The 13340-nt window shown below is 46.2% G+C and carries 8 protein-coding genes; all 8 read left to right on the top strand.

Annotation, left to right across the window (positions count from 1 at the left end):
* Positions 1-409 precede the first annotated feature (409 nt).
* The 8 genes from ASG85_RS11165 (at position 410) to ASG85_RS11130 (ending at position 13314) form a co-directional block, all read left to right on the top strand.
* Positions 410-1798: an ABC transporter substrate-binding protein gene (locus ASG85_RS11165; RefSeq protein WP_060646254.1), complete on the top strand. Its 1389-nt coding sequence runs from the start codon at positions 410-412 to the stop codon at positions 1796-1798.
* 74 nt (positions 1799-1872) lie between these two features.
* Positions 1873-4824, top strand: a complete 2952-nt coding sequence (locus ASG85_RS11160) for an extracellular solute-binding protein (RefSeq protein WP_082588051.1) — start codon at positions 1873-1875, stop codon at positions 4822-4824.
* Positions 4825-4890: 66 nt separating this feature from the next.
* Positions 4891-5814, top strand: a complete 924-nt coding sequence (locus ASG85_RS11155) for a carbohydrate ABC transporter permease (RefSeq protein WP_060646327.1) — start codon at positions 4891-4893, stop codon at positions 5812-5814.
* A gap of 5 nt (positions 5815-5819) precedes the next feature.
* A complete protein-coding gene (locus tag ASG85_RS11150) occupies positions 5820-6692 on the top strand; it encodes a carbohydrate ABC transporter permease (protein ID WP_057304328.1) in 873 nt (290 codons plus the stop codon).
* A gap of 15 nt (positions 6693-6707) precedes the next feature.
* Positions 6708-8771: a YIP1 family protein gene (locus tag ASG85_RS11145; RefSeq protein ID WP_060646253.1), complete on the top strand. Its 2064-nt coding sequence runs from the start codon at positions 6708-6710 to the stop codon at positions 8769-8771.
* Positions 8772-8846: 75 nt separating this feature from the next.
* Positions 8847-11447 (top strand): DUF5696 domain-containing protein, encoded by a 2601-nt coding sequence (locus ASG85_RS11140; RefSeq protein WP_060646252.1) that lies wholly within the window; start codon positions 8847-8849, stop codon positions 11445-11447.
* Positions 11440-12345: a carbohydrate ABC transporter permease gene (locus ASG85_RS11135; RefSeq protein WP_414858708.1), complete on the top strand. Its 906-nt coding sequence runs from the start codon at positions 11440-11442 to the stop codon at positions 12343-12345. Before ASG85_RS11140 ends, ASG85_RS11135 begins: the two co-directional genes overlap by 8 nt.
* Positions 12346-12360: 15 nt before the next feature.
* Positions 12361-13314: a carbohydrate ABC transporter permease gene (locus ASG85_RS11130; RefSeq protein WP_057304320.1), complete on the top strand. Its 954-nt coding sequence runs from the start codon at positions 12361-12363 to the stop codon at positions 13312-13314.
* The last annotated feature ends 26 nt before the right edge of the window (positions 13315-13340 follow it).

Genomic DNA, 13340 nt, shown 5'->3' with positions numbered 1-13340 from the left:
ACCTTGCGTTATACGGATGAGCAAACAAATGTTTCCATATACGTCTTAGGTGTAACTTGAATTGCTTCAACCTTTATAAATACGCTCAACTAAGGAAAACATAAGCCCTTTATTGTGCACGGGACAAATTGAGTATAACTAAAGCTATGCATTTTAACAAAAGATATATTAACTATTTACAAAGATAGGTCATTTCGCTATAATCTTATTAAAGAACGAGGTTAAAGATATATCTAATTGTGTCGATTCTCCTGAATTAGGAGAATTAAACATCTGTCGAACGATTTTAGTTGGCATACATAACTCATAAACTCGGATGTTCACAATGGGATTCAACTTGTTCTTGTAAAGAGATCGTTTTGTAAGCGTTTCAATTTTTCTCAAATCCAAAGGATAGTGAGGGGTTCGAATGAAAGCGTTTAAATTACTTGCAATTCCAGTTGCTCTTACGATGGTCGCGGGTGTAGTTGGTTGTTCACAGGGTACAGCTAGCAAGACATCGCCGACACCACAGCCAACGACACAATCAACAGCGGCGCCGCAAAGTGCGAAGCCGGATGAAAAGAAAGTCGATTTGAAAGGTCAAAGCATTAAAATTGGTGCCTGGTATGACGGAGCCGACCCAAGAACAGTGAAAGAGAAAGGCCCAGCAGAAGAAGCACAGATCAAATTAATTGAAGCTGCTGAGAAGAAATACAACTGTAAAATCGAGTTTGTTAAATTTGGGGATTACGACAAATACGTGGAGAATTTCACGACCACTTCGCTTTCTGGACAGCCGTTCGCGGATATCGTGCGATTGGAATTATTCTGGTCATTCCCACAGCTTGTGAACAAGGGATTTGTTCAGCCGATCGATCAATGGATCAAAGCATCCGATCCGAAATATATCGATTGGATGAGGGTAGGCGGCAGTTACAATGGCCATCAATATGGCTTGGTTGATTCCTCTCCGTCCCCATACGGTATCTTCTATAATAAAACGTTAGTGCAGAAGCTTGGTTTGGAAGATCCGTATGAACTGCAGCAAAAAGGTCAATGGACTTGGGAGAAATTCCGCGAGTTCTCCAAAAAAGCGACACAGGACACGAATGGTGACGGTAAAACAGACGTATGGGGCATTACAGGAGCTTATGGCAAAGTGAAAGCTTTCACGGAGCAATTGGTTTACACGAACAAAGGGGCCGTGGATAAAGATGCAAGCGGAGCTATCAAGTTTTCTTTGAACAGTGAAAACTCCATCCAAGCGCTGCAATACGCGTCTGATTTGTTCAACGTGGACAAATCAATCGAACAGCCGATTCCAGAAGATGCAAGCAAAGAGTTCGTAGCGGGTAAAGGTGTCATGTACGCGGGCTTCAGCTGGGAACTCGGTGGTTTGAAGGATAATATGAAGGGCCAAGAACTAGGTTACGTTTTCTTCCCGAAAGGTCCGAAGGCCGACAAGTATGTGTCCTATACGCCATTCGGCAACATGTGGATGGTTTCTAAGTACTCGAAGAATGCGGAAGTTGCTCTACATATTATGGACGAAATCAGCTTGAACGAAGAAGGCAGAAAGCTTTCCGAGCAATCTTGGCAGCAGTCCTACCCGAACAAAGAGTCCATGGATACTCGTAAGCAAATGAGTAATAACATTAATTACATTTCGTACTATGGGATTCCTGACGGAGAAAAATTGTTCGAAGGTATTGTGAAGGACATCACAGAAGGTAAAGTATCTCCGGCAACGGCGGTAGACAAAGTGAAGCCTCAATTTGAAGCGAAAATCAGTAAACTGCTCGAGGATAGCAAATAAACATGCATAATGCCATGCCCCTAATTCCATGCTAGCAGGGATTAGGGGCAAAGTTAAGAAAAGGGGGAAAACCCATGCGCCGAGCATACGCCAAAGTGTTCCTCATATTCGTTTTGTTTTTTGCAACCGGGTTCGTACCGTATCAGTGTCTCGGCGGCGGTTCCCGCCAAATTGCTTCAGCGGAAGAGCGACCAATAAGCAGATCAGCGCTATCGGTTTTGGCAGATACATATAAAAAAGGCAGCTATGCGGAATATTTGGCCAAGTACAAACAATCGGCGCGCCCGAGCGCTGAAGCCGTCATTCCTACAGAACAATTCAGCTCGACCCAAGGCATGAACGTCTCTGTTTTAGACAATTATCAAGGGGAAAACGGGAAGTCCGTTCTGACTTCGGATACGGGATCCATTGAATGGCAGTTTACAGTCGAGCAAGAAGGCATGTACAACATTGGCATCCAATACTACACGGTAAGCGGGAAAGAGTCGGATATTGAAAGAGAATTGCGCATTGATGGTTCGGTCCCTTTTGCCGAGGCCAAAAGCATAACGTTTCAACGTATATGGAAAAACGATAAAAATGAGTTCGAGCGTGACGAGCAGGGCAACGAGTTGGTTCCATCGCAAGTGGAAGAGCCGATGTGGCAGGCATCGTTATTAAAGGATGCGACTGGATTTAATGAGGATCCTTATCTGTTTTATTTTTCAAAAGGCAAGCACTCCATCATGTTTACTTCGGTAAGAGAACCGCTCATTATTCATTCACTTCATCTTACAAACTCGGCAACTACGCCTTCGTATGATACGCTGGCGAGCACATATACGCAAAAAGGTTACCAGCTTGCGAAAGATGTGATTCTGCAAGTTCAAGGCGAACGCGCCTTATATAAATCTTCTCCAACACTTTTACCTTATAATGATCGTTCCAGTCCCGCGGTAGAGCCGTATCACGTATCTAAATTGCGGAATAATGCAATGGGCGGGTGGGCATGGCGGCTTCCTGGCCAATGGATCGAATGGGAAGTGGATGTGCCAGGCGACGGATTGTATCAAATAGCAGTGAAAAATCACCAAAACTATTTGCGCGGGATGGCTTCGCTTCGAACGATGTACATCGACGGTAAAATGCCCTTTCAGGAGCTTCAGCATGTCGGCTTTCCTTTCAATAGCGAATGGCAGACGACGGTGATTGGCCAAGATGCTGAACATCCGTACTTGTTTTATTTCACGAAGGGCAAACACAAAGTCCGGCTCGAAGTAACATTGGGGGATTTGGCCCCGATTCTGAATGCGGTGGAAACGAGCATTTTGGACTTAAATGCGCTGTATCGTAAGATTATTAGCTTTACGGGGACGGTGCCCGATTCGTTCCGGGACTATCAGCTCGAGCAAAGAATTCCCGAGATGGCTGGGGAGTTTCGCAAACAAAGCGACCTGCTCTATAAAATTACGAAATTGATTCAAGGACAGAATGGAAAGAACGACGAGCGGACCGCGATGTTGAATACGCTGGCTTACCAGCTCAGTGATATGGCAGACCGACCGGATACAGTGCCATCCCGGATTGATCAGTTCAAAACCAATGTAGGAGGACTCGGGGCGTGGCTGCTTTCGGTGAATGAACAACCACTAGCCGTTGATTACTTGACGCTAAGCTCTCCGCAAGCCAAGCTGCCGAATCCGGAAGCCACAGCGTGGCAGAAATTCAAAAGCAGCTCAGCAGCGTTCTTTGCTTCCTTCTTTGAAAATTACGATCAGTTATCGAATACGAAAGAAGGAGCCGATTCGGTTTCAGTATGGGTAACCTCAGCACGTGACCAAGCGCAGACCATCAAGAAATTGATTGACGAATCCTTTACACCAAAGACAGGAATAAAAATTAATTTGAAGTTGGTATCAGCAGACATTTTGCTGCCTTCTACGGTAGCAGGTAAAGGGCCGGACGTAGCGCTGCAAGCTCCCAACGATTTGCCTGTCAATTATGCAAGCCGCAACGCGATGCAGGATCTCTCGGTGTTTCCAGATTTCAACAGCGTGAAATCACGCTTTAGCGAGAGTTCGATGGTTCCGTATGAGTTTTCAGGAAGCTATTACGCGCTGCCGGAAACGCAAACCTTCCCAGTTCTCTTCTATCGGAAAGATATATTGGAAGATGAACTGAAGATGAAGCCTCCGCAAACGTGGGAGGACGTATACGATTTACTGCCTACCCTGCAGAAGCATAACTTGCAGTTCGGACTTCCGCAAAAACCGCTCAACACCTTCGGTAATGACTTGGAAACCAGGGATATCATTACGCTTCCGCCGAATCCGGCTTTAGCCATGTTTTTATACCAGCATGATGGACAGTTTTATAAAAAAGATGGAACCTCCAGCGGTCTTGATTCGGAAACAGCGATCAAGGAGTTCAAACAGTGGACCGATTTTTACGTGAATTATAAAATTCCGATCGCAGCGGACTTCGCTAACCGTTTCCGTACAGGCGAAATGCCAATTGGCATCGCCGACTACACAATGTACAACAAGTTGTCTGTCTTTGCCCCGGAAATTAAAGGATTGTGGGAGTTTGCACCCGTTCCTGGTACGAAAAAGCCGGATGGATCCCTTCGTCGCGATGTCGGTAGCGGGGGATCGGGCGTAGTCATGTTCAAACGCACGAAAAACAAAGATGCGGCGTGGAAGTTTATGGAATGGTGGACCAGCAAGGAGACCCAAATCGCGTTTGGACGTCAAATGGAAATTCGCATGGGATCTTCGGCTAGGTATCCGACGGCCAACATGGAAGCTTTAGCCGCTCTGCCTTGGCCTTCCAGAGATTTCGACAGATTGAAGGAGCAAATGAAGTGGGTGAAAGGGATACCCGAGGTCCCAGGCGGTTATTTGACGGGACGCAACATTGATAACGCATTTCGTAGAGTCGTCGTACAAGGCGACGATGCACGCGAAACGATGGATTATTACGTTCGTTATATCAACGACGAAATAGCTTTAAAACGGAAAGAGTTTAATCTTCCCTACGAGAAATGAGGGGGCGCCATGAAACAACAGCCTGCAGTGAACCCTAGCTTGCCACGTGATACTGGAACAACCGTGATGAAATCCAACTCGGCGTTCCGAGGTAAAATCGGCCGACTGGGCAGTGATGTCAAAAAACATAAGCATGCCTATATGTTAATAGCGCCATATTTTCTTATTTTCCTTACATTTACGGTATTTCCCGTATTAATGTCCGTCTGTTTAAGCTTCACAAGCTACAATATGCTTGAACCGCCTAAATGGGTTGGTTGGCAAAATTTCGCCAGACTGTTCGTACAGGATGACATCTTTTTGATCGCACTCAAAAATACGCTCCTGTTTGCGTTAATTACAGGACCGATCAGCTACATGGCTTGCTTCCTGTTCGCTTGGCTGATCAATGAGCTGCGGCCTAAGCTGCGCGCTGTGCTCACGCTTATCCTGTATGCACCTTCGATTTCAGGTAATACGTACTTGATCTGGCAGACTTTATTTGCCAGCGATTCATACGGATATGCCAATTCATTTCTGATCAAATGGGGGATGATTCTGGAGCCGATCCAGTGGCTGCAGGATCCAAGATTCGTTCTTGCGATTCTGATCCTTGTACAGCTGTGGCTCAGTTTAGGAACATCCTTTCTAGCCTTTATCGCTGGTCTGCAAAATGTAGATCGCACGCTGTATGAAGCCGGTGCCATCGATGGCGTGCGTAACCGTTGGCAGGAGCTATGGTTTATTACACTGCCGGCCATGCGGCCACAGCTGCTGTTCGGCGCGGTTATTCAAATCACGCTCGCTTTCTCCATGGCTGAAATTTCTATCTACATGATTGGCTTCCCGAGTGTTGATTACGCAGCACATACGATTGTGACCCACTTAGTCGACTATGGTTCGATCCGTTTCGAGATGGGGTACGCCTCGGCGATCGCGACCGTCTTGTTTACCATCATGTTTGCAACAAACCTCTTGACGCGTAAGCTGCTAGGAAAAGTGGGTGAATGACCGGGATGAAGCTGACATTAAAGATGCCAAAGCGTTTGAACCGTTCTTGGGCGGTTGATATTTTACTGTTCCTGCTGCTTGGCGGCATAGCCTTCTTTATGGCACTGCCGCTGATTTTTACCATTAGCAATGCGTTTAAACCGATCGATGAAATATTCGTGTTTCCACCCAAGCTATTAGTGCGAAATCCGACATTCAAAAACTTTACAGATTTGGCGAACATTTTTTCCGATTCATGGGTGCCATTCTCGCGTTACGTGTTCAATACATTCTTAATTGCCATTGTCGGCACAGTGGGGCATGTCATCATCGCATCCGCCGCTGCTTATCCGCTGGCCAAAATCAGATTCCCAGGCAGGAACATCCTGTTCAATCTGGTCGTTATGTCGCTTATGTTTACGGCTTATGTTACACAGGTACCAAACTACATGACCATTTCTTGGCTTCATCTCATTAATACCTATTGGGCGATCATCCTGCCGTCCTTCGGCATGACACTCGGCTTGTATCTGATGAAACAGTTTATGGAGCAAGTCCCAGACTCTCTTCTGGAAGCAGCGAAAATTGATGGTGCCAGCGAATACCGGATTTTTTGGCAGATCGTCATGCCGATCGTTAAGCCTGCGTGGCTGACGCTCGTCATTTTTTCGCTGCAAAATTTGTGGACGAATGGTTCCGTGACGAGCCATAAATATATTTACAGCGAGCAGTTGAAGACCGTTGATTACGTGTTCGGGCAAATAGCAAGCGGTGGATTGGTGCGGACCGGACCGGTGTCAGCCGTTACCCTGCTTATGATGGCCGTGCCGATTACCGTGTTTATCGTGACGCAAAGCAACATCATCCAAACCATGTCCACTTCTGGTCTGAAAGAGTAAACAGGGGGGAGCCACTTGAAAAGAATACTTATCATGATGTTCGCCGTTGTGCTTTTCATCGGTATGGCCGCTCCTGTATATGCCGCACCTAACAACGATACGTACAATTACAATTTTTGGGGACAGAGCGTCCCGGCCCCGAGTCCTTATGAGCTGGAGCAGGTCATGTATGGAACAGACTGGAAAACGGGCAATCTGTCGTCGCCCCAGGATCTATTCATCGGCAGTGATCGCCGAATCTACATTGCGGATACCGGAAATGATCGAATCGTCGTATTGAATGATCAGTTTCGGGAAGTTCAGGTTATTTCCGGGTTCGATAATAACGGAAGCAAGGAAACGTTCAACAAGCCGGAAGGCGTGTTCTACAACGGAACCGACGGTCATCTTCTTATCGCGGATACGCAAAACAGAAGGCTGGTAGAATTGAACGGTCAGGGAGCGTTGGTACGTGTAATGGGGGAGCCGAAGTCTTCCCTGCTGCGCGAAGGATTCCAATACATGCCAACTAAGCTGGTTATCGACAAAGCGCAGCGGATCTATGTCATCAGTCGCGGATCCTACGAAGGAATAATGGAATTTGATACCGATGGTGAATTCAACGGGTTTATCGGTACGAATCGCGTGAAGTTCAATCCCGTGGATTTGTTCTGGAAACGGATTTCGACGAAAGCGCAGCGCGAGCAAATGCAGCTGTTCATTCCGCTTGAATTTAATAACTTGGACATTGATGAAGATGGTTTTATTTATACGACCACTTCAGAGGAAAAATCGGATCGCCCGATCAAACGGCTGAACCCGTCTGGTGTAGATATTTTAAGGGATAAAGGATATTTCCCGCCTAAAGGGGATATTCGTACGCTAGAAGTTGGCAGCGCGCCTGGAAGCTCCATTTTCATCGATATTGCCAAGGATGAAGGCGGCATGTACAGTGCAATAGATTTGAAAAGGGGCCGCATTTTCACTTATGACAAAGACGGCAATATGCTGTACGAATTCGGCGGACTTGGCAGCGAACAGGGGAAATTCCGCACGCCTTCGGCGATTGCGATGCTCGGGGACAAGGTGCTGGTGCTCGATAAAGACAACAACCGTTTGTCTGTCTTCCAGCCTACACGTTATGGAAGCCTGATACGCGAAGCAGTAAAATCGCTCTATGACGGGAAAACGGATACCTCTACCGCTTCATGGCGGCAAGTGCTTCAAATGAATGGTAACTTTGAGGTGGCCTACATCGGGATCGGTAAATCGTTATTGAAAAATGGCGACAACCGCGGGGCGATGAGCTATTTCAAATTGGGAAATAACCGTGACTATTATTCCGAAGCTTTCAAACGGTACCGGAAAGAAGTCGTTTTCGCACATTTTGGCACCATCGTCCTAGGTATTGCGCTTGTCTTCGGCCTTGGTTATACGACTGTCAAGATTGCCGGCAGAAGAATGCGTGGAAAGCATTATACAGAAATCGGTGTGTTGAAAAATCCTTTTTATACGATGATGCATCCGTTCAACGGATTTTGGGAGATGAAGTACGAACAAAAAGGCAGGTTGAAGGTTGTAGTCATCTGCTTACTCCTCCTCGTGCTCTTCACTATTTTGAAACGACAGTACAGCGGGTTTGTCGTCAATATGAACAATCCGCTGGAGCTGAATAGTCTCAATGAGCTGAAATTCATCGTTCTTCCGTTTCTACTTTGGTGTATGGCGAATTGGTCTTTGACCACTTTGATGGATGGGGAAGGCAAGTTTAAAGAAATCGTAATGGCAACTGGCTATGCGCTGATGCCGCTCATCCTGATCTATCTCCCGCAGACGCTTTACAGCAATGTGATTACTGGAAGTGAAAGCACGTTTTATTATTTGCTCGATGCGATTGCCTACATCTGGTTCATCTGGCTGCTGTTTGTAGGGACCATGACGGTTCATCAATATTCTGCTTCCAAGACGGTGGTCACCATGATTCTGACGCTTGTTGTTATTGGTATCATCATCTTCCTTGGGGTATTGTTCTTCAGCATGCTGCAGCAAATGATCAATTTCATTACATCCATTTACCGCGAACTCTCATTCAGATTTTAGCGGCACGCTATAAATTAACTAAGATTAAGCATACGGAGAAAGTTTTCCTTTGGAAGACTCTAAGGAGGGATGAAGGTGTCCAGCAAGATAAAAATATCCCTTGGCATCCTGAGCGCCGGTTTAATGGCCTGCAGTCTGATCGTGATCTACTCACAGGATCAATCCGTAAGCATGGCGGAAGCTCAATCCCAGGTCAAATCAATTCTTCCAGATCAAGCAGGTAAGGGAAATCCCGTAACTGCCGCAAGCGCGGAGGTTCGTGCTGCAAGTGGAATGGTTGCTGTATCATCCAATACAGCGGAGGAACAGAGGGCTCTTCAAGCCATGGAGCTAGTGGCCCAGAATGAAATTCTGATGCTCTACGTCAAACGCGAGACGGCCGAGATTGCGGTCAAGGACAAAAGAGACGGCTATATCTGGTTCTCCAATCCAGTGGATCGAGAGAAAGATCCCAAAGCTTCTCCTTTGTATAAATCAGAACTATCGTCCCAACTGTTAGTTACCTACTACAACGAAAAAGGTCAGCTTAATACGTTCAACAGCTATGACGATAGCGTAAAAAAGAAGCAATTTAAAATCAGCAGCGTGGATAAAGGTATCAAAATCGTATACCAGCTGGGAAATATTCCGAAAGATTACGGCAATATTCCTAAGGTGATCGGTAAACAGCGGTTTGAAGAGCGAATTCTGGGGAAGCTGACGGACAAGGACACCCGCGAGGATGTCGCTTTCAAATTCCGATTTGACGAACAGAAGCAAGTATATGAAGTTCGCAAGCTGCAGGATTTTGTGGCGGAGGAGCTGTCCAAAAAACTAGAGGTAATCGGTTATACGAACGAAGAAGCCGCCAAGGACAATAAGGACAATGGGGCGGGAGGCAGCGCACAAGAGGAAGGTCCGAGGTTTACAGTTCCGCTTGAGTACACATTGGACGGAGAGCATCTTGTTGTCAAGACAGCTGGCAAGGAGCTTCAATATACGAATGCTTATCCGATTGCCATGCTGCAGCTGCTCAAATATTTCGGGGCTGCTGATGATAAAAAAGACGGTTACATGTTCGTCCCTGACGGGTCTGGCGCCTTGATTCATCTGAATAACAATAAAAAGAACGCGGAGGCGTACAATCTTCCGGTTTACGGTTCAGATGGCACTTACGACGTCAAAGAAAAGATTCAAACGAACGAAACCACTAGACTGCCCGTCTTCGGCATAAAGCAGAACGATCACGCTATGCTCGGTATGATTGAAGGCGGAGATGCTTTGGCCAATATTACGGCAGACATCTCCGGCAGAAACGATTCTTACAACACAGTTGGCGGGAAGTTTAGAGTCATGGATATGGACTTCTATACGTTAACGTCAGGAACCAAAAAGAGCTCCGTACCGATGTTCGGGCAGAAGCCGTTTCAAGGGGATTACCAGATTCGATATGACTTTTTATCAGGACCTTCATCCGACTACACGGCTATGGCTGGCAAGTATAGAGAGTATTTGGTGAATAAACACGGCCTGAAAAAGCTGGAGCCTGCTAAGGCAAGTCCTTTCCTGCTTGAGGTGGAGGGGGCGTTCCAGAAACAAGCATCTTTTGTCGGTGTCCCGTATCAATCAACGGAAGCGCTGACCACCTTTGATGAAACGCAGTCGATGTTAACAGCTTTGAAAGAAAAAGGAGTCAAGGATATCGGGCTCCGCTATGTCGGCTGGTTTAATGACGGGATTCGGCATACGTCTCCATCGAACGTTGATGTGGTTAGTGAGTTAGGTGGTAAGAAGGGGCTCAACAAGCTAATCGATTATGTATCAAAGGAGAACATCCATCTATTCCTAGATGTAGCTTTTCTTGAAAAATATAAAGGAGCTTCAGACGCAGCTTCCTTTTTAGACAGACAGAAGGCCAAAATTTACAAGTATGACCCTGTCATGTATGTCAAAGATACATCGAAATTTTCACATTACTTATTATCGCCGTCTGCGCTGGCAAAAACAGTGGACGGATTTGTCTCCGATTACGAAAAGCTTGGCCTTACAGGCTTGTCTCTTAGGGATTTAGGGAATGAAGTGAATTCAGACTTCAACCCAGATCATCCGATTAACCGGCAGGAAGCGTTAAACATTGCCGCTCTCGAAACCGAGAAGCTGAAGCAGCGAGCCAATAACCTAATGGTGAATGGCGGCAATGCCTACAGCTTGCCGTACGCTAATATGATTGTGAATGCTCCGACCAAAAGCAGTCGCCTGAATTTGACCGACGAAGACGTACCCTTTTATCAAATCGCGCTTCATGGTTTTTATGATCTCGCCGGGGAGCCGTTTAATATGCAGAGCGTAACCGATTCACGCGATTCCCTGCTGAAAGCGCTGGAGACGGGATCGGACATTTATTACCAGTGGTACTATAGCGATTCATCTGCGGTTAAGGATTCGGATTATAACGAACTATATGCGCTGCATTACAGGGATTGGCTGGATCAAGCGGCTGGTTTCTACAAAGAGGCTAGCACTGTGCTGAATGAGGTCAGGCAATATGTAATTACGGATCATCGTAAATTGGCAGAAGGTGTAGTTCAAACGACCTTCGAGAATGGGAAGAAGATTATTATCAATTACAACAGCGCTGCGGTACAGGTGAACGATAAACAACTAGAGGCCAAGAGCTACTGGGTAGGAGGTGAGTGATTTGCGGAAAAAAAGATTATCGTTGGAACAGACGAAAGCGTGGTACGGCGTTTTGTTCGTATCTCCCCTCATCCTGGGGATGGTCATGCTTTTTCTGCTGCCGCTCATTCAATCGTTCCGATTCAGCTTAAGTTCCATACAAATGGTAGAGGGCGGCTTTGCCGTACTGCCTAAAGGATTTAGCAACTATGTCAGCTTATTTTCTTCTAATCCGGACTATCCACGGTTATTGGCGGAAGGTGTCGTCAACATGGTTGTGAATGTGCCGATCATCATTATTTTCAGCTTGTTCGCAGCGGTGTTATTGAATCAAAAATTTAAAGGGCGCGCCCTTGCGCGCGCGATCTTCTTTTTACCGGTCATTCTGGCGTCGAGCGCCCTTGCTAATCTAGATATCAGCAGTTTCGTTGGAGGTTCGGCTCTCAGTGGAAGCGGGAGCGGAGACGGTTCTAATATGCTGCAAAGCTTTGAACTCAAAAAAATGCTGCTGGATTCGGGCATGGCTCCTATCGTAGTCAATTACATCACTAGTGCTGTAGATCGGATTTATGAAATTATCAGCTCATCTGGTGTGCAAATTTTGATTTTCTTGGCAGGGCTTCAATCGATCTCCCCTTCCTTGTACGAGGCATCCAAAATCGAAGGGGCAACAGGATACGAGATTTTTTGGAAAGTGACGTTTCCAATGATGTCCCCGCTGATATTAACGAACTTGGTCTATTCCATTATTGATTCCTTCAGCAGAAATAAAATGAATACGCTCATTTCGCAAACGGCGTTCAAAACCTTCGATTTCGGATTAAGTGCGGCAATGTCCTGGGTGTACTTCATTGTTGTGGCTATCATCCTTGTCATCTCCACTGCGCTTGTCTCAAGAAAAGTATTTTATTACGACTGATGGAGGGATAGGACTATGAAATCGCAGGCTGTACGTATGGACGGATGGATTAGCAGGCGTAATCCGCTGGAAAAGGCAAAAAATTGGACATGGCAGATCATACGCGCCATCTTGGTGCTTGGCTTTTGCTATATTATTTTGTTTCCCATATTTTTAAGACTATCGGTTGCCTTTCGTGGCAGAATCGACATTTATGATCCAACGGTACTGTGGATTCCCCGGCACTTCACACTCGAAAATTTGAAGATTGCGATCTCAGCGACAAACTATTTGTCAGCTTTATGGAATACGTTCCTTATCTCGTCTACGACAACGCTGATTCAGGTTTGTTCTTGCGCGTTAGCGGGATACGCTTTTGCGAGATTGAAATTTAAAGGCAGCGGGCTGTTGTTTGGTCTGGTCATTTTCACCATCGTCGTGCCGCCTCAAACGATCATGATTCCGCTCTATTTAACATACCGGTATTTTGATCTTTTCGGATTAGTTGGGTTATTTTCAGGGAAGAGCAGTATCAATCTGATCGACACATTCTGGCCGTTTCTTATCTCTTCTGCCACAGCAATGGGGCTGAAAAACGGGCTTTATATTTATATTTTCCGCCAGTTTTTCCGGGGGATTCCCAAGGAAATTGAAGAAGCCGCCCTCGCGGACGGAGCGGGAATTTTCAAAACCTTTTATAGGATTATGCTGCCTAACGCCATTCCTGCCGTTGTCACTGTCGTTTTGTTCTCGTTTGTATGGCAGTGGAACGATAGCTATTATGTATCCCTGTTTTTGAGTAAAGTGAAGGTGCTTTCGACACAGCTGACGGATATGGGGCCAGCTCTAGGCAAAGAGCCGGATCCGGTATACCAGTCTATGCTGCTCAACACAGGAGTACTGCTGATGATGGGGCCTTTGATTGCGTTGTATTTGTTCGTTCAGCGTTATTTCGTGGAAAGCGTGGAACGTACCGGTTTAGTAGGTTAATAAAGATAAAGATAGGGTGGAGGAGA

It is taken from the genome of Paenibacillus sp. Soil724D2, from assembly GCF_001427935.1.
Classification (GTDB): Bacteria; Bacillota; Bacilli; order Paenibacillales; family NBRC-103111; genus Paenibacillus_E.
Note: the sequence above shows the minus strand (reverse complement) of the source record. Positions and strands in the feature narration are given on the sequence as shown.